This is a genomic window from Pacificoceanicola onchidii, assembly GCF_004804335.1.
Taxonomy (GTDB): Bacteria; Pseudomonadota; Alphaproteobacteria; order Rhodobacterales; family Rhodobacteraceae; genus Pacificoceanicola; species Pacificoceanicola onchidii.
Genome location: NZ_SRXY01000004.1, coordinates 185046 through 206688, shown reverse-complemented (window position 1 = coordinate 206688; position 21643 = coordinate 185046). Strand labels below are relative to the sequence as shown.

Sequence of the window (21643 nt, the reverse complement as noted above, 5' to 3'; positions counted from 1 at the left end):
CCTGTGTCATCACATCGCCTCCGGCATTTTGAGGGGTTTCTTGCCTTTGCCAAACAGCGACGGTTTGGATGTCCCGGTGGAACAGCCGTTGCCATCGGTAAACCCGCAACCGCCTTTCAGGTCATAGGCCTCTTCCACCTGCTCGCGGTGGGTTGTCGGGATGACAAAGCGGTCTTCGTAGTCGGCGAGGGCCATGATCTTGTACATGTCTTCGATCACCCTTGACGAAAGACCGACGCGCGCCGCGATGGCCTCGTCAATGACGCCGTCCACGGTCTTGGACCGCATGTAGGCGCGCATGGCGAGCATGCGTTCAAGTGCATGGACCACCGGCGCCTCGTCTCCGGCAGTGAGCATGTTGGCGAGGTAACGCACCGGGATGCGCAGATCGTGCACGTTGGGCATGGCGCCGTCCGTGCCGATCTTGCCAGCCTCTGCCGCGTTCTGGATCGGCGAAAGGGGCGGGATATACCACACCATCGGCAAGGTCCGGTACTCCGGGTGCAGTGGGAAGGCGACCTTCCAGTCCATGGCCATCTTCCAGACCGGGCTTTCCTGCGCGGCCTTGATCCAGTCCTCGGGAATCCCGTCCGCCCGTGCGGTTTCGATCACCACCGGATCGTTTGGATCCAGGAAGACATCCAGTTGGGCGTCATACAGCTCTTTTTCGGTTGCCGCGTTGGCCGCCGTGTCGATCTTGTCCGCGTCGTAGAGCATCACACCCAGGTAACGGATGCGCCCCACGCAGGTTTCCGAACAGACCGTCGGATTGCCGCTCTCGATCCGGGGGTAGCACAGGGTGCATTTCTCGGATTTGCCGCTTTCCCAGTTGTAGTAGACCTTCTTGTACGGGCAGCCCGACACACACATCCGCCAGCCGCGACACTTCTCCTGATCGATCAGGACAATGCCGTCTTCCTCGCGCTTGTAGATCGCGCCCGAGGGGCAGGACGCCGCACAGGCCGGGTTCAGGCAGTGCTCGCACAGACGGGGGAGATACATCATGAAGGTGTTCTCGTATTCCCCGTAGATCTCCTTCTGGATGCCTTCGAAGTTGTAGTCATCCGATCGCTTCGAAAACTCTCCGCCCAGGATTTCCTCCCAGTTCGGACCTTTCTCGATCTTTTCGATCCGGTCGCCGGTGATCTTGGAATAGGGGCGCGCCGTGGGGAACGCCTCCATTTCCGGGGCCGACTTCAGATGATCATGGTCGAAATCGAACGGCTCGTAGTAGTCGTCGATCTCGGGCAGGTCCGGGTTGGCAAAGATGTTGGACAGGATCCGCCACTTGCTGCCCTGTTTGGGCTGCAACTTGCCGGACTTGGTCCGCTCCCAGCCGCCTTTCCACTTTGCCTGGTTTTCCCAATCCGTCGGGTAGCCGGTGCCCGGCTTGGTCTCGACGTTGTTGAACCAGGCGTATTCGACGCCGTCGCGTGTGGTCCACACGTTCTTGCAGGTGACAGAGCAGGTGTGGCACCCGATACATTTATCGAGGTTCAGCACCATGCCGATTTGCGCACGCACTCTCATTCTGCTGCCTCCGCTTTGGTCGCTTCACGGTCGAGCCAGTCGACCTTCTTCATTTTCCGAACGACAACGAACTCGTCCCGGTTGCAGCCCACGGTACCGTAGTAGTTGAAACCGTAGCTCTGCTGGGCGTAGCCGCCGATCATGTGGGTGGGTTTGAGAACCGCGCGGGTCACCGAGTTGTGGATGCCCCCGCGATGACCGGTTTTCTCCGATCCGGGCGTGTTCACGATCTTTTCCTGAGCGTGATACATGAACGTTGTGCCGTCCTTGATCCGCTGGGAAACCACGGCCCGCGCTGTCAGCGCGCCGTTCACGTTGTAGAGCTCAACCCAATCGTTATCCACGATCCCGCCCGCTTTCGCGTCGTTCTCGGATATCCAGATCACCGGCCCACCCCTGTTCAGCGTCAGCATCAACAGGTTGTCGGAGTAGGTGGAGTGGATGCCCCATTTCTGGTGCGGCGTGATGAAGTTCAGCACGAGGTTGTCGCCATCGTCCTGCACATCCTTGGTGATGGTCTTGAGATCCACCGGAGGCCGGTAGGACATGAAGCCTTCGCCAAAGGCACGCATCCACAGGTGATCCTGATAAAGTTGCTGCCGTCCGGTCAGCGTCCGCCATGGGATCAGCTCATGCACGTTGGTGTAGCCCGCGTTGTAGCTGACCTTCTCGCTCTCGATGCCCGACCATGTGGGCGAGGAGATGATCTTGCGGGGCTGCGCCGCAATGTCGTGGAAGCGGATCTTCTGGTGATGCTCTCCCTCGGCCAGATGCGCGTGTTCGCGTCCGGTGTTTTCGCTGAGCGCTTCCCAGGCTTTCACGGCGACGTTGCCGTTGGTCTCGGGCGCCAGCATCAGGATCACTTCACAGGCGTCGATGGCGGTCTCGATCTTGGGCCGTCCTTCGGCGGCACCGTCCAGTTTCACACCGTTCAGAGCGGCAAGGCCGTCGATCTCTTCCTGCGTGTTCCAGGTGATACCTTTGCCGCCGTTGCCGAGCTTGTCCATGAGTGGGCCCAGTGCGGTAAACCGGTCGTAGATCGCGGTATAATCGCGCTCCACCGGGATATAGGCCGGCGCGGTCTTGCCCGGAATGAGGTCACATTCGCCTTTCTTCCAGTCGCGGACCTGATCCTGCGCAATCTCTGCCGGCATGTCGTGCAGCAAGGGCAGCGCAACAATGTCGGTTTCCTTGCCAAGGATTTCCGGCGCGACTTCCTGAACCTTCTTGGCAATTGCCTTGAAGATCTCGAAGTCCGACTTGCTCTCATATGCCGGGTCCACAGCCGCCTGAAGCGGGTGAATGAACGGGTGCATGTCGGACGTGTTCATGTCGTCCTTCTCGTACCAACTGGCGGTTGGCAGAACGATGTCCGCATAAACAGCCGTCGTGGACATGCGGAAGTCGATGGTCACAAGCAGGTCGAGTTTACCCTCGGGGCCCTTGTCGTGCCATTTGGCTTCCTTCGGCAGCGCGCGGCCTTCTTCGCCAAGATCCTTGCCCAAAACGCCGTGGTCGGTGCCCAGAAGGTGCTTGAGGAAGTATTCGTGGCCTTTGCCGGACGAGCCAAGCAGGTTCGAGCGCCAGACAAAAAGGTTGCGTGGCCAGTTGGCCGGATCATCCGGGTCCTCGCAGGCCATTTCCAGCTCGCCGGATTTCAGCTGCTGGGCGACATAGGCCGGGATTTCCATCCCTGCCGCTTTTGCCTGCTTCGCCACTTCCAGCGGGTTGGTCTTGAGCTGCGGCGCGCTGGGCAGCCAGCCCATACGCTCGGCGCGGATGTTATAGTCGATCAGGCTGATGTCCCAATCGCCGTCCGGTGCCGTGGGTGACAGGATCTCACCCGCCTCCAGCGTCTCGTAACGCCATTGATCGGTGTGGGCATACCACGCCGAGGTCGAGTTCATGTGACGCGGCGGGCGGCCCCAGTCGAGCGCAAAGGCAAGCGGTTGCCAGCCGGTCTGTGGGCGCAGCTTTTCTTGGCCGACATAGTGCGCCCAGCCGCCACCGGACTGTCCCACACAACCGCACATCACCAGCATGTTGATGACGCCGCGGTAGTTCATGTCCATGTGATACCAGTGGTTCATGGCCGCGCCGATGATGATCATGGACTTGCCATGGGTCTTCTCGGCGGTTTCCGCGAATTCGCGGGCTACATGGGCGATCTTGTCGGCGGGAACGCCGGTGATCTTCTCGGCCCACTTCGGCGTGCCCGGCACGTCCTCGTCGTAAGAGGTCGCAACCCAGTCCCCACCGAGCCCCCGATCCACACCGTAGTTGGCGCAGAACAAGTCAAACACAGTGGCCACCAGAACCTCGCCATCGGCGGTCTTGATGCGTTTGACCGGAATGTTCTTGGTCAGAACGTCAGGCCGCTTGTCGCCGGTGGTAAAGGCTTCTGTTGCCGCCCCGCCGAAGTAGGGGAAATCGACACCGCGCACTTCGTCGTGGTGATCGTCGAGGATGAGCGACATCTGCAGCTTGGCGTCTTTGCCGTCAGCTTTCTCTTCGAGATTCCATTCGCCCTTCTCGCCCCAGCGATAGCCGATGGCCCCGTTGGGAGAGACAAGCGTGCTGCTGTCTTCGGCAATTGCGACGGTTTTCCATTCGGGGTTGTTCTCTTCGCCCAGCTTGCCGTCGAGGTCGTCGGCACGCAAGAAGCGGCCCGGCACAAGGGAGCCGTCCTTGTCTTCCAGACGCACCAGCATCGGCATGTCGGAATACTTGCGGCAGTAGTCTTCGAAATACTCGGCCTGCCGGTCGATGTGGAACTCGCGCAGGATCACGTGGCCAAAGGCCATGGCCAGCGCCGCGTCGGTGCCCTGCTTGGCGTTGAGCCAGACATCGGCGAACTTCGAAGCTTCCGAATAGTCGGGGCAGATCACCGCCGACTTGGTGCCCTTGTATCGCACTTCGGTATAGAAGTGCGCGTCCGGCGTCCGGGTCTGCGGCACGTTCGAGCCCCAGAGCAGCAGATAGCTGGAGTTGTACCAGTCCGCGCTTTCCGGCACGTCGGTCTGCTCACCCCATGTCATGGGGGAGGCCGGCGGCAAGTCGCAGTACCAGTCGTAGAAGGACATGCAGACGCCGCCCATCAGGCTCAGGTAGCGCGAGCCAGCGGCGTAGCTGACCATCGACATGGCCGGGATCGGCGAAAAGCCAAAGATCCGGTCCGGACCATAGGTCTTGGCGGTATAGGCGTTGGCGGCGGCGGTAATCTCGGTCGCCTCATCCCAGGTGGCGCGCACAAAGCCGCCGGAGCCGCGCTTGGACGTGTAGGACTTGCGCAGGATCGGGTCACTCTGGATCGCGGTCCAGGCCTCGATCGGCGTTTTGGTCTTGCGCATCTCGCGCCACATTTTCATCAGCCGCCCGCGAATGAGCGGGTTCTTCACCCGGTTCGCCGAATACAGATACCAGCTGTAGGACGCCCCCCGGGCACAGCCGCGCGGTTCGTGGTTGGGCAGATCGGGCCGCGTGCGCGGATAGTCGGTCTGCTGGGTTTCCCAGGTCACGATGCCGGATTTGACATAGATCTTCCAGCTGCAGGACCCGGTGCAGTTCACACCATGGGTCGAGCGGACAACCTTGTCGTGGCGCCAGCGGTTTCTGTAGGTATCCTCCCAGCCGCGGTCTTCGTTGGTGACCTGACCGTGGCCGTTGGCGAACTCTTCCAGCTTGTTGGACTGGAGGAAGTTCAATCTGTCGAGCAGGTGGCTCATGGAATTGTCTCCTATTGGCTACCTCTGCGCCGGTCTGTGCCGGCGCAGAGCGTGGTCAGGCTTCAGCAGGGAACGGGTGCGTTCTTGCGGCTGTAGTAGATCCAGGTGATGACGGTGCAGAGCGCGTAGAAGCCGAGGAAGGCCCAGAGCGCGCCATGCGGGCTGCCCGTCATGGAAATCGACGTGCCGTAGCTCTTCGGGATGAAGAAGGCGCCGTATGCCGCGATGGCCGAGGTGAAGGCGATGATCGCCGCCGATTCACGCTCGATGGTGCGCTGCATGTTGGCCGCTTCAAGGTTCGGCATCAGGCGCGGGATTTCCTGTTTCATGATCGAGGGGATCATCTGGAAGGTGGAGGCGTTGCCCACACCGGTCAGGAAGAAGAGCGCCATGAAGCAGGAGAAGAAGCCCCAGAAATTGCCGTCGGCCGCTTCGGGTGTGGTCGGCAGGAAGGTGATCACGCCATAAACTGCAGCGATCATGCCGAGGAACACCCAGAAGGTTACCCTGCCGCCGCCGAACTTGTCAGAGATCCAGCCCGTGGCCGAGCGGCTCAGCGCGCCGACAAGCGGGCCGAGGAAGGCATACTTCAGGACATCAACTTCGGGAAACTGCGTTTTCATCAGGAGCGGGAAACCAGCGGCATAGCCGATGAAAGAGCCGAAGGTGCCGACATAAAGCACGCACATGACCCAGTTATGGTAGCGGCTGAGGATCGACATCTGCTCACCAACCGAGGCTTTGGCGTCGGCGATGTCATTCATGCCGAACCAGGCTGCGATCGTGCCCACGATCAGGAAAGGCACCCAGATAAATCCGGCGTTCTGAATGAACAGCTGACCGCCATCGGACAGTTGCTGCGGCTCACCACCCACGGCGCCAAAGACGCCCATGGTGATCACAACGGGCACAACAAACTGCATGACCGAAACACCGAGGTTGCCGAGACCGGCGTTCATCGCCAGCGCCTGTCCCTTGACCTTTTTCGGGTAGAAATAGGCGATGTTTGCCATCGAGGAGGCAAAGTTGCCGCCCCCGAAGCCGCACATCAGCGCGAGCATCAGGAAGGTGAAGTAGCTTGTTTCAGGGTTTTGCACCGCAAACCCTATGCCGAGCGCGGGCAGAAGCAGCGAGGCGGTCGAGATTGCCGTCCAGCGCCGTCCGCCGAAAACCGGGATCACGAAGCTGTAGAATATCCGCAAGGTGGCCCCGGACAGGCCGGGCAGGGCGGCGAGCCAGAACCGCTCGGCGACGGAGAAGTCGAAGCCGATGGCCGGCATCTTGGCCACAACGACCGACCACACCATCCAGACCGAGAAGGCCATCAAGAGGTTGGGGATCGAGATCCAGAGATTGCGGGTTGCGATGACTTTGCCCTTGGATTCCCAAAACTGCGGGTCCTCCGGGCGCCAGTCGTTCAGAACGTAACCGCTCTGGACGTTTGATTGATCAGCGACAGCCATTTCATTGTCCTTTCAGGGTGAGTTTGGCCAGTCAGGTCGCGAAAACGCGCCTGTTTGATGGTCCCCGGGCGGCTCCCCCCGCCCGGGCTGGGTGTTTTGGGGTTACTGTGCGGGTTGCGGGCCTTTGTCGGGTCCAAGCTTGGCAATCGCCGCTTTCAGATCATCGAGATCCTTGAATTTCGCGGTGACCGTCAGACCATTGCCTTTTTCGGCCAGGGCCACTTTCTCGGAACCTTCGAAGATCAGCGCCAGATCGGCTTCGGCCTCTTTCTTGCGCAGGGCTTCGGCTGCGATGGCCTCGTCCACGGAGCTGAGAACATATTCTTCTCCAAAGCCGCCTTCCGGTTCCTTGAGCCAGAAGAAGCAGACGATCCAGGATATCATTGCGCCACAGGCGATGATGAAGAAGAAGGTCTGCGTGTCCACGAAGGTGAAGATGAACAGGTAGAACACCGCGCCGACGTTGCCGTATGCCCCGGCCATGCCTGCGATCTGACCAGTCACCCGGCGTTTGATCGAAGGAATGATCCCAAAGGTGGCCCCTTCCGCGCCCTGCACGAAGAACGAGCAGGCGATGGTGATGCCAATCGCGATGATCAGCGGCCATTCACTGTTCAGCAGCCCCATCAGGGCAAAGCCGATGGCGATCCCGAGCATGTACGCCAGCATCACGAAGCGGCGGTTGCCCATGCGGTCCGATACAAGGCCTCCCATGGGACGGGCAATCAGGTTGATGAAGGCGAAAGACGCCGCAATCAAACCCGCAACCACCGCTGTCAGCCCCCAGGTTTCCTGAAAGAACATCGGCAGCATCGAGACCACAGCCAGTTCCGCACCGAAGTTGGCGAAATAGGTGGTGTTGAGCGCCGCAACGGAGCTGAATGGGTACTTGTCGTCTTCAGGTACACCCCGGCGCAGGATCGGAAGATTTGTGCGCAGGACCTGCCAGACCTGATAGACCACCAGAGTGGCAATCGAGGCATAGCAGATGGTAGCGACAAAGCCGTCGATATAGCCCATCATCTGGACGCGGTAGATCAGGATCGAGAGGATGCCGATCAAAGGCACGGTGAAGATGACGAGAAGCACGAGATCCTTGTAGGTCGACACTTCCAGGGCAGAGCCCTTGGCCTTCTTGTGGGTGTCCGGGTTGGGACCATCGGTGATGGCGAACCAGTAGAACACACCATAGGCGGCCATGATGACACCGGACATTGCAATCGCATAGCGCCAGCCGTCGTCACCGCCAAAGATGTTGAGCGCGATGGTCGGAATGGTCAGCGCAGCCGCAGCAGAGCCGAAGTTGCCCCAGCCCGCGTAAAAGCCCTCGGCAAAGCCGATGTCGCGGGGTTTGAACCACAGGGCTGTCATGTGAATGCCGACAACAAAACCGGCGCCCACGGACGACATGATCAGACGCGAGATGAACAGCTGCATCTTGGTGTCGCCGAACGCAAAGAAGACGGTCGGAATGGCCATGACGACCATGAGGATGGAGAAGACCCGCCGCGGTCCGAATTTGTCGAGCGAGAGCCCGACGAGGATGCGGGCGGGGATGGTCAATGCCACGTTTGCAATGGCAAAGAGCTTGATGTCGTCCCGGGTCAACCAATCGTTGGCGGCCAGCATCGAGGATGCCAACGGAGCCATGTTGAACCAGACGTAGAAGGTGATGAAGAACGCGATCCACGTCAGATGCAGGGCGCGGATGGCGCGGTCCTGAACTCGGAACAAGCTGGAAATTTTCATTTTTTCTGGCCCCCGTTGTCTCTATTCCGCAGCCTGTATCGAGGTTGCGGGGACATGGGTTGGGATGATGAGGATGGGGCATTTCACGCGGCGAGCGAGAAAGGCAGAGACCGACCCGAAAGTCATATGGTCAAATTCCTCGGCGATGGCATCGAGCTTCTTAGCGATGAAACCAAGCGGCCCGTTGTCCGGTTGGTGGGAATGGCGCGCCATGACCAGAAGGTCTGGCTGCTGCTCTTCGGTTGCGCGCAGGATCATCTTGCGCGCGTCTCCCTCGGCCAGCATGACCTTCGCTTCAAACCCTGCGGCCATGAGTTCGGCAGCAGCGTTCTCAACGCTGGTCTTCTGGTCCTGATACTGCTCGGTAAACAGCTCGTCGGCACCCGCCGTGGCGCTGCCGATGTCTTCCACAACTGAGACAAGCGTCACGCTCGGCTTGAGCGGTCCGAACATCTGTTGAATTGCGTCGAGCGCAATCCGCGCGTTGCGCGAATGGTCGTACGCAAGCATGATCTCCATTGGTCCCTCCGTTCTCGCGCGCCCGGGATGGGCGCATTGCGTGTTGAGGCTGGTCTGCGCCCTGTCTGCTCGAACGTTCTTGATCTGGGTCAAGATTTGACGGATAACAGATTGAAATAAATGACTAATCAAAGTTTATCTTGTAGTTTGCGGTGCAGCATCAAGCAAGCGTACGACTAAAATCAAAGCTTGAATTGATATTTATCAAGACTAAGGTCGAAGTATGCCAAGCGGAGAAAGCCACGTGTATTTGGGAATGCCCGAGTCGGATTTCCCCGACATTCGAGGTCTGCACTTGTTTGCAGAGATGAGCGACGAGCACTTCCTTGCGCTTATGCGGGGCTCGTATGTCCAGAATTTTCCACCACAAATTCAGCTGATCGAGGAAGGCGACCCCAGCGATTTTCTGCACATCGTGCTGTCCGGATCTGTCGAGCTTTTTTCGAGTTGGAATCACCGGGAGACCTCCATGGCGACGGTGCGACCTGTCTCGACCTTCATTCTGGCGGCCTCGGTCAGGGATGCACCTTACTTGATGTCGGCCCGCACTTTGGAAAAAAGCCGCATCGCCCTGATTCCCAGTCAGGACGTGCGCGCTGTCTTTGACATCGACGCCCATTTTGCCCGCGCCATCGTGACAGAACTGGCACAATGCTACCGGTCGGTTGTCAAGAACACGAAGGATCTCAAGCTCAGAACATCGCTTGAGCGCCTCGCCAACTATCTCCTGCGCCAGCAGAAGCGCGAAAACGGAGCGTCCGAGTTCGATCTGCCTATCGAGAAACGCCTTTTGGCGTCGTTCCTGGGAATGACGCCGGAGAACCTGAGCCGGGCGTTCAAGAGCCTCAAGTCTTACGGGATCCACGTGTCAGGCAATCACATCAAGATCCTCGATCAGGAAGATCTTGAGAAATTCGCACGACCCAGCGCGCTGATCGACGACTTCAGATCTTAGAAAGCACCTTTTGTAAGTCTTTGCGTGTCAGCCCTTCGGCGGGGAGCCTCCGTTGTCCCACCGTCAAATCCGATTGGGTCACAGATCAAGTGTGATTTCTTCTACGCCTTCTGCGGCCCGGCTTTGACAGGTTACGATCTCGTTTTCTTTCTGCTTCTTCGAGAGCACGAAGTCCCGGTGTTCCACCTCGCCGCCGAAGTAGCCGCACTTACAGACACCGCAAATCCCGTCGGAACATTTCACGTCTACATGCACGCCGTTCTCCTGAAGGACGTCGGAGATCGTCTTGTCCTCGGGAATGGTGAGTTCCTTGCCGGATTTTGCCAGTTTAACCTTGAATGCGTGGTTCACATAGTCGGGCTGTTCAGGCACCGAGAAATACTCCAGATGTCGCGCCTCTTCGGGAAAACCTTGCCGTTCTGCGGCTTCCATGACGCCATTCATGAAGCGGTCTGGCCCGCATGTGTACACGTGCCTGCCGGGTTCGTAGCTGCCCAGAACTGCATCCAGATCGGCCCGGGTCCCTTGATCTGAAAAGTGATAGCTCACACGGTCAGCCCAAGGCATTTGGGGTAGGTCTTCGAGGAAGCCGGCATCTTCCATTTTGCTGGCGGAGTAATGCAGTTCGAAGTCCGCGCCCAGCGCGTGCAGCCGGTGCGCAAAGGCAATCATCGGTGTGATGCCAATACCGCCGCCCATCAGGAAGGTTTTGGTGGCGTCCTCCACCAACTCGAAATGGTTGATCGGCTTCGAAATGAACACACGGCGGCCCTCATTGAAGATCCGGTGCAGCATCTTCGACCCGCCGCGACCTTCTTCTTCGCGCAGTACGCCGATCTGATACTTTGTATTGTCTGCCGGGTCGCCCGACATCGAGTATTGTCGCAGGTATTCCGGCGTGACCACCACGTCGAGGTGAGCCCCCGCTGTCCAGTCTGGCAGTGAGGAGCCGTCCCAGGCCGTGAATTCATACTTGCTTACGCCGGCGGTCATTTCGACCACCTTTGACACACGCGCCATAATGACCGGGGCGTCGCCGAAATCGGGACGTTCGTGGGCAAGCCCACTGGTTTCGCCGCGTGCAAGCCGAGACTTGTACTCGTCGGCGGTTATCATGTCCTCGTAGGCCTTGATCCCTGCCTCCCGGTCCATCGGGAAGGGATAGGGGTAAGGCCATGGGGCAAGGTTGGCGGGGTAGACCGCCAGTGTCTGATCTTCGTATTTCAGGTCAAGGTCTGGTTGCAGGGCGCGGCGGTTGATCGGCTGAGCCGGCTGCTTGTAGGCGCCATCTTCTTTCAGTTCGAGATCCCACCACCATTTCTTGGCGTCATTGAGCCCACCGTTTCCCAGCCTGTCGTCCAGTTCTGCCAGTAAGGGGGCGGCGGCCGGAACATGTGAGGCGACCCAGCGGAAGGGTTTTTCCTTGAAGAGACCTTCGAGGTTCCAGGGACAGGTTTTCATGCAACGACCACACATCGCGCCACCCTCGGTGGTGATCCGGTAGGTGGTGCATTTCTGGCTGTCGGACTTCCAGATCTCATAGCCGTTGAACATCAGTTTCGGCCCGGCGGTGATGGCACCGGAGGGACATTCACGCGCACATTTCTTGCAGTTGTTGCAGAAGTTCTGCAGACCGAAATCAATCGGTTTGTCGTGCGACAAAGGCATGTCGGTGGTCACGACACCGGATTTGAGTCGTGGCCCGAGGAGTGGGTTGAGGATCACCTCGCCTATACGGCTGACTTCGCCGAGACCCGAAAGCAGCAGCAGTGGTGGCTGAAGAACTTCACCATCCATGACGGAGTGGGCCTTGGCGGAATAGCCGAGGTTGCGGATCTGTTTGGCAATGACGCCGCCCAAGAGAGAGAAGCGCAGATAGGCGCGCATGGATTGGGCAACCGCGATCCAGTCGTCGCCACTGGCGCCTTCCATAGTTTCAAAGCCTTGATCGACGATCATGGAGATGGCGTTGTGATGTGTCGGCTTTAGCTCTGCGCCGGTGGCGTCGTGGCTGTACCACGCCCAATCCGGGCAGCGCGAAATGCCCGCAGCGTCAATGCCAAGGAAATAGGTCGCTGCCTTGACGTTCGCCGCGTTGCGTTCGGCGTCCGTTGGTTTTGTGCCTTCGGAATGCGGATCGCCGTCCTGCAATAGGACGAAGGCCCCGAGCACACGACGTTGCGCAAAGCTGTGAGCACTCTTTCGTGCGTACCAGCCGCCAGAGGCGGCCTCCTGTTGTTTCTTGCCGAGGTCGCCGAATTGCGACCGGGCAAACATATCGGAGCGTTTCGGCACCCGGGCAACGCGTTCTTCGTCGATAAAGGTCGTCGGCTGATCGACGCGCTTCAGTTTTTCAAAGGGATGTGCGCCATTGACGTAATCTCGGTGCCGATAGGGGTCTCGGTTCAGGGCGCTCTTGGTGCTCCCTTTCCCAATCCACCAAGCTGGCCCGAGCGTTTGTTCGGCCCAGGGCGCGAGCGGCAAATCTTGTGCCATTTCCATGTCGGTGGTGACCACGGCCAGGCCAAAATTCCTCCCAAGAAAGGGTGCGCAAATCTGCCCATTCTCGACGGTCGCAAGTCCGGCGGCCACGGCCAACGTGTTCAGCTCAACATCCGACGATGTTGCCGTATGCGCCTTGGCCCTGAAGCCAAGAAGCTGCAGATAGTTCGACAGGATCACCGCCGCCTCTGTCGCCCGGAGCGCTGCGCGGTGGTCCTGCGCGTCCATGATCCACTCGGCACCGGGTTCTGATGCGCGTGGCGTGCGCATATGTTCAAACAGGCAAACGATGGCATGAGAGTGCCCATCGATCGAGGTCGGAGGCGCTTCAACCGACTCTTTCAATCCCGCCATAATTTCGTCGATGCCTGAGGCCAGCGTTTTGGTTTGCTTGGTTCGGATATCCTTGGCCAATCGATCAATATCCGGATTGCGCGTCGGCGCTTGCAACATGGCCGCTGGGGGCAGCTCGCAAATCCCGATCATCGAGGCATCCTGAAAATAACCGAACGCTTTCATATGGTTCGCGCGTTCTACAGGATCAGTCGGCGCTGTCGCCGCAGCCGGATTGACCACCCCGTCTCGGAGCACGTCCATCATTGCCTGGTATTCGCCCATCGCGTTCACTAGGGAATGCGGTGTTCGCAAACGACGGAAGTCCAACGTCTCAGCAGGGGGCACCCTCGCAAGTTCCGGGCGGTCCGCACGGCGCTTCAACCGCTCCAGCGGATAGGGACCAAGGTGCAACGGACGGTCTTTGGTCGAAAAGAAACGAATGCCCATGGAAGTGGTCCTTCATAAAGCGCCAGGCGATTGAGCCGAAGTATCTCGCAGATAGTCAGGCTCATGCCAGGCAATCGGTTTTGTCAGTGTGGCAATGTTCATGGCCAAAACAACCACTTTCCTTGTCTCCCGGGCCTGTGGGCTTTTTGGCATCAACCGAAGTGACCAAAAGACGAAACGCGACAGGTGTGATGGTGAGCGGATTCATCTTCACTCCGCACCTTGCGTCAAAGCAGGAAACGGGCAGGATCACCAGCGAAGGCGGAGGCTGGTCGCTTGTCCAGGGTCGCCCTTGGCAGGCCGGGCGCTACACTATCATTGTTGATCCCGAGTTGGAGGACGTTGCGGGCAACATCATCCGCGCGCCCTTCGACGCCGCCTCAGGCACGATGGGCATCCAAACAGAGCCGGTCAGTCCTCAGAGCACAAGAAGGAGGCCCCATGTCTATCCGCCCCGCCATTGGAACGTCCCAAGCCCAAGCCACCATGGAAGGCGCTGGTGTGCATCTGCACCGCGCTTTTGGGTTTCAGGACCCAAGCGCGCAGGATCCGTTCCTGTTGCTCGACGATTTTCGCAATGATGATCCCGAAGCTTACCAGCGCGGCTTTCCGTGGCACCCCCATCGCGGGATCGAGACCATCACCTATGTGCTGGAAGGGACCGTCGAACATTCCGACAGCCTCGGCAACGCAGGCAACCTGCACGCGGGCGACATCCAATGGATGACCGCCGGATCCGGCATTCTGCATCAGGAAATGCCCACCGGAAATGCGCGTGGCCAGATGCATGGGTTTCAGCTTTGGGCAAACCTGCCCGGCCATCTCAAGATGACCGCGCCGCGCTATCAGGACGTCGCGGCTAAGGAGATCCCCGAGGTCATCGACGATGACGGCACACGCGTCAAAATCGTGATCGGCACGTTCTGGGGCAAGCGCGGCCCGGTCGACGGGATCGCCGCGGATCCACTGTATCTGGATATCCGGGTGCCCGCCGGTGTGAGAAAGCGCTTCAAGGTTGATACCTATCGCAACACCTTTGCCTATGTGTTTGACGGGCAAGCACGGTTTATGGATGCCTCCACCCCGTCTGGCGTTCTTCTGGAAAAGGAGGTCATGGGGCAGGAGGTTAACATCCGCGACATGTCCGGCAACCGCACGCTGGTGCGCTTTGGTACGGGCGATGAGATCGAGGTGCAGGCCGGTCCGGAAGGCGTGCGGTTCCTTTTGGTCGCGGGCACGCCGATCAAGGAACCTGTGGCGTGGCATGGCCCGATCGTGATGAACACGCAGGCCGAATTGCAGCAAGCCTTCACGGATCTGCGCAACAACACCTTTATCAAGCCGCCGGATCACTAGGGGCCGTCGTGGGACTGTTGCAAGACGGCCAAAGGGTCGATCAGTGGTGCGACACCAAATCGATCCGACACGCGTTGTGCCGATGGGACCAGACATGGATTACACTGCGGTGCATGATCGCGCACGATTGAACAAACGGCCGGCCTAAGCTGGCCACAAAAAACACAGGGAGAGCCACCATGACCGACAAAGCCATTCCAATCATCGCTGCAAAACACCCGACCAAAGTCGATTTGGAGGCAGGGAAAACCTACTTCTGGTGCCGTTGCGGGCGGTCCAAATCGCAACCTTTTTGCGACGGGTCTCATGCCGGGACCGGGCTCGAGCCTCTGAAATTTGCGGCTGACAAGGACGGTGCGGCAACGCTGTGTCAGTGCAAAGCCAGTGCGAATGCGCCCTTTTGTGATGGTTCCCACACGCGTCTTGGCGACAAATCCGCAGGCGATCCGGCGCCAGAGCCGAAATCCGATATACCGCAGGCGACGCCCACGCCTGAAGAGCCGACTGTTGCCCGCATCCATGCGCTTGCCAAGGACGGGCTGTCCAAGCTTGGCCACCACGGCGAGCTGGGCGCCATGGGCGTGCCGCGCAAGGATCTGCCGCATTGGGACGACATCCAGATCCTCGCCGCCCAGATGGCGCGCAAGCCGCTCTTGGATGAGGCAGAAGTCGCAACCGACGTGGTGATCGGCCCGCGCGCGGCCAAGCCGCTGACGCTTTCGATCCCGCTCTTTGTTTCGGACATGAGCTATGGCGCGTTGTCCGAAGAGGCCAAAACGGCACTCTCGCGCGGGGCCGAAATGGCGGGCACGGGTATTTGCTCTGGCGAAGGCGGCATGCTGCCGGAAGAGCAGGCCGCGAACAGCCGGTATTTCTATGAGCTTGCCTCGGCGCAATTCGGCTGGTCGCTGGATCATGTGGCCAAGGTTCAGGCGTTCCACTTCAAGGGTGGCCAGGGGGCCAAGACCGGCACGGGCGGGCATCTGCCGGGTGACAAGGTGCAAGGCAAGATCGCGGAGGTGCGTGGTCTGGAGCCCGGCCAGGCGGCCATCTCGCCGTCCACCTTCCCCGACTTGCACAGCCCTGCTGATTTCAAGCGGATCGCCGATCAGGTGCGCGAACGCTCGGGTGGTATTCCCATCGGGTTCAAACTGTCAGCCAATCACATCGAAGACGATATCGACTTCGCACTGGAGGCCTCTGCCGATTATATCATCCTTGATGGACGTGGCGGCGGCACCGGGGCCGCGCCTTTGATCTTCCGCGACCACATCTCTGTGCCAACGATCCCTGCTCTGGCCCGCGCCCGGCGGCATCTGGACGCGAAAACGGGCCGGGAGGTGACGCTGGTGATTACCGGCGGGCTGCGGGTGGCCGAGGATTTCGTCAAAGCAATGGCCCTTGGCGCGGATGCGATTGCGGTCAGCAATTCTGCCATGCAGGCCGTTGGCTGTATCGCGGCGCGCATGTGCAATTCCAACAACTGCCCTGTCGGCGTCGCGACCCAGAAACCGGAGCTGCGCAGGCGGCTTGACGTGCAGCGCGGGGCTGAACAGCTGGCGCGCTATTTCGGTGCCTCGGCCGAGTTGATGCAGGTGATGGCGCGCGCCTGCGGCCATGACAGCCTGTCCGGGTTCACCCCCCGCGACATCACAAGCTGGAAGCGCGATGTGGCCGATCTGGCCGGTATCCGCTTTGCCGGGCCTGCATAGCCGCCCTGCCGCCCGCGCTCTGGTGTGGGGAATCCCAACCCCCACATCAGAAGCGAAAGGAGAGACCCGATGCTCGACACCACCTACACAATCCGCGACACCGATATGCCCGAAGAGATGCGTTTTCTTCTGGACTCCTACCCGCGCGACGCGTGGGAGGCGCATCCCGGCTTCAAGGACAAGACCCGCCAATGGCTCAGCGCCCATCAGAGCTTTCGCGCGCTGGCCGAACGGGTGCGACTGGATACGGAACGTGTGCTCGACAAAGAGATGGCGCTGGACGACTACACCGCCCGGCTGTCATTTCTGGGCGGGCGGCTTGTAGGCAATCTGCACGGCCATCACGGCTGGGAGGATCACAGCTACTTCCCGGAGCTTTCAGCTGCCGATGCACGGTTTGATGCCGGTTTGGAGGTTCTGGAAAAAGACCATGCCGAACTTGATGTGGTTCTGGAGGGTTTCACACGCCAGGCCAACCGGGTGATCAAGCTTGCGGCTCTGGACGAGGCGCAAGCCTATGACGAAGCAGGCGCTGTGCACGGTCAGGCGCAGGTGATCGAGGCGTTCCTGAAACGCCATCTGACGGACGAAGAAGACCTCGCGGTGCCCATCATCCTGCACCACCGATTGAGAGGATAGACATGACTAAGGACGTCTCCACACAAGAAGACCAGTCCGATGCAAAAGGACGCCGCGCACGAGGCGAATTCGTGCGCGGCGTCAGCGGGTTTCGCCATAGGATTGGTGATGCAGAGTTCCCTGCAGAACCGGGGCGCTATCATTTGTTTGTGGCGCTCAACTGCCCTTGGTGCCACCGCGTGACGCTGGCGCGTGCGGTGCTGGGGCTTGAGGACAGCATTTCGATGGATGTCGCTTTCCCCAACCGCACCGATGAGACGGATCCGGCGGGCCCGAACCTGTGGGCGTTCGCGCCGGACCGCGTTGCAACTTTGACCGGCACCCCTTTGCCGGAATGCACGACAGAGACCGGGACCGGCATGAGCCTGAGACTTGCCAAGGAAATCTACCAGCGCGAAGGCTCAGACGAACAATCCGTCCCGATCCTGTATGACAAAATTGCCGGGCGCATCGTGAACAATGAAAGCGCCGAGATTATTCGAATGCTTGATGCCTATGCCGAGCAACTTGGCAGTGCGCTTTCGGAACGTCCCCAATTGGTGCCCGCTGATCCCGCGGAAAAGGGGGTGGTCGATGAGTTGAACGAACGGATCTATGTCACGATCAACAACGGGGCGTATAAAGCGGGTTTTTCCTCGGACCAAGCGGTCTATGCGCAGGCGTTTGACGCTTATTTTGAGACCCTGAGTAATCTAAACGAATTGCTATCGGACGGGAGCGCATACCTGACCGGTGGCAGCTTCACAGAGGCCGATTTGCGCCTTTTTCCAACCCTCTATCGCCATGATCCGGTCTACTACGTCCGCATGAAGCTGAATGGCGCCCGCATCCTCGACTATCCGCATCTGTGGCGCTGGCTGTGCCGCGTTTATGCGCTGCCCGGCGTGGCGCAGGCGGGGTCTTTGATCCACTGCCGTCAGGGATATTTCGGACGATCCTGGAACGGGGTTGTCCCATCAGGACCGTTGCTGCCCATGCCGTATCCAGAAGCCTATGCTCACCCGGAACTCGCCTGACAACGCTCTCCGAACGACATCGACATGCGCTGCGGCGCAGCCTGACACGATGAATATCAGCGCTTGGCCTTTTGCGGACATTCCACTCACCTCAGGCGCGGAGCAAGGCCGCAGGCCGCCGCGCAAATCGACGGGCCGCCCCCCGGCACGGCGATTGGGTTGGTGCTGGGCGCCACACCAGCCTAGCGCGCCAGTTTCTGAGATAAACCGAGGGGATCAGAAGGAGGATCGCCGCACCACGGCCCGTCGATGACGCGGCTTGTGCGATGGTCGAGAGGTCCCGGATCAAGTCCGGGACGGGTGTGCGCTCAACGTCCGCTTAAAGCCACTTTCGACATCGGGATCGCTCACTTGAAACGCCCGTTTCGTCCGCACCTAGGGCTTGGGCCTAAACCTGAACGAATGGCCGCTTCGAGGGCTGGTTCCGGATTTGGACAAGCCATCTTTCCGGAGATTGTCGCTTGGTGTCTGGTGCTCTATAGCTTTGCAGATAATGAGATTTGGTCGTGGTCTCGTTTGCTTTTGAACTTGGTTCGGAGGGATCCTAGAATGACGGTAACTGTTTTGGCAATGGTCACAGTAAACGAGGCCAACCCGTCGGCCCTAGCCCGCTATTTCGAAGTAACCCAGCCGCTGATGGAGCGTGCGAAGGCAAAGATTGTCCAACGGTTTGATGTGTCCAAGGCGGTCGTCGGCGGGAAGCCAGCCGAGACAATAATCCTGGTTGAATATCCGGACCACGATGCCGTTGCGTCGGTCTTTCAGAGCCCCGAGTATGAAGCGGTAAAACCTATCCGTGATGAGGCCTTCTCCCGCTACAGTGTCAGTGTTGTCGGCGAGGCGTGAGCTGGAACAGGCAGGCAAACCGAGGTTTAGCCGTTCGGTTGCGCCGGAAAAACGTTTCCTGAAAGCTCTGTGCGATCAGGGTAACCTAGCCACCATATCGCTGAGCACTGCCGCCCTTCTCGCGGTGTCCACGCGTCTTTTTCCTGCTGCCATCGCATCGCCGTCCTTACCATCCACTGGCCCTGTATCTTGAGCCGACTTGCGGAATGTCGTTTGAAACTGCTTAACAATGCAGACCCGAAGGGGAGGGCAGGGTCGTTGAACGTCTTCGAGCCACCTCGGGAAACTCCGGGCTGGCGCCATGATTGGGGTGCTGGTTCTGGCAGCTGCGACGTCTCTTGCGGCGCGGGCCGTCACAGCTGCCATTCGTCCAAAGCGCAGCGTTAAAGTGAATGGCAATGGCGGCGAATGAAGCCCTCGCCATTCTACCGCCAATGCTCAGCGACTGGCCGTGTCAGTCGTTGTCGGTCAGCCCCGCGCCTGCACCCTTGCGCCGGGATTCCTCGGTGTCCGGGGCGTAGGTGCGCTGTGCCAGATCACACAGCGTTTTCCAATCGTCGGCTGCTGGTGCTGAACGGAAATGAGATGCGCTGGGAGAGGTCAACTGCCCTCCGACCCTGACGGTTGCCATGTCCGCAATCTCGTTCTCTTTGTACTCATGGTCCAATGAGACATCCACTGACGAACCGTCGGTCACGACTTGGGAACCGCCCCATGTCAGCGTCACTGTTTGGCCGTGATGGCGCGCAGCATTCATGGCAAAAGGAACGAGTAGAACAGGAACGTTGATGTTTGTGATCCGCTTACCTTCTTTGGCCCAGATCTGAACACTATCTGAAAGCGCTGCGCCCGTTGATACAGGGCAGAGGGCCCCCGTTTCTCCACGCCAGTCTCCACTAAGTGTCGATGGTCTCACCTCAGAGAGGTTTTTCCCGTCAACAGAGGTCAAGGCAGCTGCGAGCGCGGCGACGCCGTCAAGACCCACAGCGCAGAGCGCACGGGTGGCCTTGGCGGCTTCTTCGGCCATACCCCAGCCGTAACCGGCTCCGCGGGCGGCTTTCTTGGCCATGGCTTCTACTTCGATCAATGCGAATGTCATGCTGTCACCTCCGGGTAGACCCACAGATCTGCGTCGCTGTTGGTCAGATCTTCTGGGTATGGCGCATTGCCGTACATGCAAATCCGCACCCAACGATCAGACCGGGGGGAGAATTGCGTGGCGCCGAAGAACGCCAGCTTGACCCGCAAAAGATCGACAGGGAACAGTTCGGACGAAATTGTATTGTCGTTGATCTCGCTGTAGGGCGCATTGGCTCCGATCTGTGCGCGGCGGATCGTGTGCCGATGCTCAGGGTGGCGCAGCAGGAATTCTGCAATCGGCTTGGTGCCCTCCCAATTGCGCAACTCCGCATGAGCAGCGACGGCATCACGGGCGGGGGCCAGCGGGATTTCGAATTGGGAAATCGGCTCTTCGAACCGCTCGCCCACCCGAGGCTCCAGCTTTTCGGCTGATACATACCATGCTCGGGCACAGTTTTCCGTGGCACCCCAATCCAGGTTCAAAGCCCAGCCGAACCTTGCTTCGATCAGCGCGCGCATTTCATCAACCGACAAGCTGCCGTCGATGCGGAACGTGTCCGGATCGATGTCGGACATCGATGACGCAAGATCATCGACAAGATCGCTATAGGGTTCCAGGATCAGAGAGGCCACATATTCCTGCCCTTCTTCGCTCAGCTCCTGTTCACTCCATGTCACCAGCTTGTCCCACGGGAAGGTCGTGTCCAGCGCGCCGTTTGCAAGATGCTGCTTTAGCAGGTCGATATCGGCTCGCAAGGCGGTCAGCCGTTCGATCTGCACCGGGTGCTCAGACTTCCATCGAGAAACCGAAATCAGGCTACGCTGCAATACTTCATGGAATTGGTTCCGCTCCTCCTGCGATACGGTCTCGACCGAACGCACGCGTGCAATCGCCTCCTCGCGCGCCATGATCCAGTTGTTGAACAACAAGGGGTGGTTGATGATGAAAGGCCCCAGACCAAGGCCGGTCGAGTTGCCGATCCCGAGACCATGGGCAATTTCCCGCGACATAGCGACGGCGCTGTCGCCGCCACGCATCTGCGCCATATGATTGACCAGATCGCGCACAAAGGCGCGGGTCAGGAAAACCGAAAGCATCTCGACCTGGAAAGGCACGGCGAATTCGGGCCGGTCGGAAATGGCGCCATAGTCCGAGGCCCCCAGTTTCCCGGATCCGTAAACGGCTGTTGTGCGCATCAGGTAGCCTACAGCCTCAATTTTGTCGGCGTCGGGCTGGTGGCCCCGTGACAGCGCATCGACAAAATGCTCCCACAGGCGCACCGAGCGGTTGGCACGCGAAACCGAAAGCTCTTTTTCGGTCACGCGACCTGCTTCCTGATAAGGGACATTTTGCGACAGACGCACGATGTCGTCCTCCGTCGGGATGCCGTCAAATAGGGTAAAGGTGGCGTCCCACGCGGTGGCAATCACCCGGTCTGACCGCATCTCGGGCGGCAAATCATGGGCAAACGCAACCAGCGAATAGGCGCGTTCAGGTCCCTGCGCCACATAGACGGCATGACCGACACCGTTTTCATCAATATCGAACTTCGGACGCGCGAAAGACCAGTTTTCCTCGGCCATGCGGCGTGTCAGCACACGCATGAAACTCAGGCGGCATTGATGCATCGATCCCAGCCGGGACAAGCGCATGACAAGTCGTGGGTCGCGGAGCGAAGTTGCGTTCATGATATTTGCCTTTGCGTTCAGGACACTTCTAGCTTTCAACCGGTTCTCGGATAAGGACGGACAAACAGGGTATGATGGG

Annotated in this window: 14 protein-coding genes; 6 read left to right on the top strand and 8 right to left on the bottom strand. The window is 59.5% G+C overall.

Annotated elements, in window-relative coordinates; genetic code table 11:
• Positions 1-9 precede the first annotated feature (9 nt).
• The 5 genes from narH to E4662_RS12310 all read right to left on the bottom strand — a co-directional run bounded on the left by narH (position 10) and on the right by E4662_RS12310 (position 8986).
• Entirely contained in the window at positions 10-1530 is a 1521-nt protein-coding gene (gene narH / locus E4662_RS12330) for a nitrate reductase subunit beta (RefSeq protein ID WP_136441879.1), read from the bottom strand.
• Complete coding sequence (locus tag E4662_RS12325) at positions 1527-5255, bottom strand: nitrate reductase subunit alpha (protein WP_136441878.1); 3729 nt, start codon at positions 5253-5255, stop codon at positions 1527-1529. The genes narH and E4662_RS12325 overlap by 4 nt, the downstream gene beginning before the upstream one ends.
• Positions 5256-5317: 62 nt before the next feature.
• Entirely contained in the window at positions 5318-6718 is a 1401-nt protein-coding gene (locus tag E4662_RS12320; RefSeq protein ID WP_136441877.1) for a NarK family nitrate/nitrite MFS transporter, read from the bottom strand.
• Positions 6719-6820: 102 nt separating this feature from the next.
• Entirely contained in the window at positions 6821-8467 is a 1647-nt protein-coding gene (locus E4662_RS12315) for an MFS transporter (protein ID WP_136441876.1), read from the bottom strand.
• A gap of 21 nt (positions 8468-8488) precedes the next feature.
• Positions 8489-8986 (bottom strand): universal stress protein, encoded by a 498-nt coding sequence (locus E4662_RS12310; RefSeq protein ID WP_136441875.1) that lies wholly within the window; start codon positions 8984-8986, stop codon positions 8489-8491.
• A gap of 256 nt (positions 8987-9242) precedes the next feature.
• Between E4662_RS12310 and E4662_RS12305 the strand changes: the two genes are divergently transcribed.
• The gene (locus E4662_RS12305) at positions 9243-9941 is read left to right on the top strand and encodes a helix-turn-helix domain-containing protein (protein ID WP_136442115.1); all 699 of its coding nucleotides are present in this window, start codon (positions 9243-9245) and stop codon (positions 9939-9941) included.
• Between the two features lie 78 nt (positions 9942-10019).
• Here E4662_RS12305 and E4662_RS12300 read toward each other — a convergent pair whose 3' ends face one another.
• A complete protein-coding gene (locus E4662_RS12300; protein ID WP_136441874.1) occupies positions 10020-13226 on the bottom strand; it encodes a reductive dehalogenase in 3207 nt (1068 codons plus the stop codon).
• A 441-nt stretch (positions 13227-13667) separates the two neighbouring features.
• On the opposite strand from E4662_RS12300, the gene E4662_RS12295 reads away from it, so the two are divergent.
• The 5 genes from E4662_RS12295 (at position 13668) to E4662_RS24090 (ending at position 18795) form a co-directional block, all read left to right on the top strand.
• The gene (locus E4662_RS12295) at positions 13668-14582 is read left to right on the top strand and encodes a pirin family protein (protein ID WP_136441873.1); all 915 of its coding nucleotides are present in this window, start codon (positions 13668-13670) and stop codon (positions 14580-14582) included.
• Positions 14583-14761: 179 nt separating this feature from the next.
• Entirely contained in the window at positions 14762-16294 is a 1533-nt protein-coding gene (locus E4662_RS12290; protein ID WP_136441872.1) for a glutamate synthase-related protein, read from the top strand.
• Between the two features lie 69 nt (positions 16295-16363).
• Positions 16364-16933 carry a hemerythrin domain-containing protein gene (locus E4662_RS12285; protein WP_136441871.1) on the top strand — a complete coding sequence of 190 codons (570 nt, stop codon included), beginning with the start codon at positions 16364-16366 and terminating at the stop codon, positions 16931-16933.
• Positions 16934-16935: 2 nt separating this feature from the next.
• Positions 16936-17949 carry a glutathione S-transferase C-terminal domain-containing protein gene (locus tag E4662_RS12280; RefSeq protein ID WP_136441870.1) on the top strand — a complete coding sequence of 338 codons (1014 nt, stop codon included), beginning with the start codon at positions 16936-16938 and terminating at the stop codon, positions 17947-17949.
• Positions 17950-18498: 549 nt separating this feature from the next.
• Complete coding sequence (locus tag E4662_RS24090; protein ID WP_168797965.1) at positions 18499-18795, top strand: DUF1330 domain-containing protein; 297 nt, start codon at positions 18499-18501, stop codon at positions 18793-18795.
• Between the two features lie 454 nt (positions 18796-19249).
• Here the strand turns inward: E4662_RS24090 and E4662_RS12270 are convergent, their stop codons facing one another.
• Both E4662_RS12270 and E4662_RS12265 read right to left on the bottom strand, forming a co-directional pair.
• Complete coding sequence (locus E4662_RS12270; protein ID WP_136441868.1) at positions 19250-19894, bottom strand: DUF3726 domain-containing protein; 645 nt, start codon at positions 19892-19894, stop codon at positions 19250-19252.
• Positions 19891-21564: a hypothetical protein gene (locus E4662_RS12265; RefSeq protein WP_136441867.1), complete on the bottom strand. Its 1674-nt coding sequence runs from the start codon at positions 21562-21564 to the stop codon at positions 19891-19893. Before E4662_RS12265 ends, E4662_RS12270 begins: the two co-directional genes overlap by 4 nt.
• Positions 21565-21643: the final 79 nt, after the last annotated feature.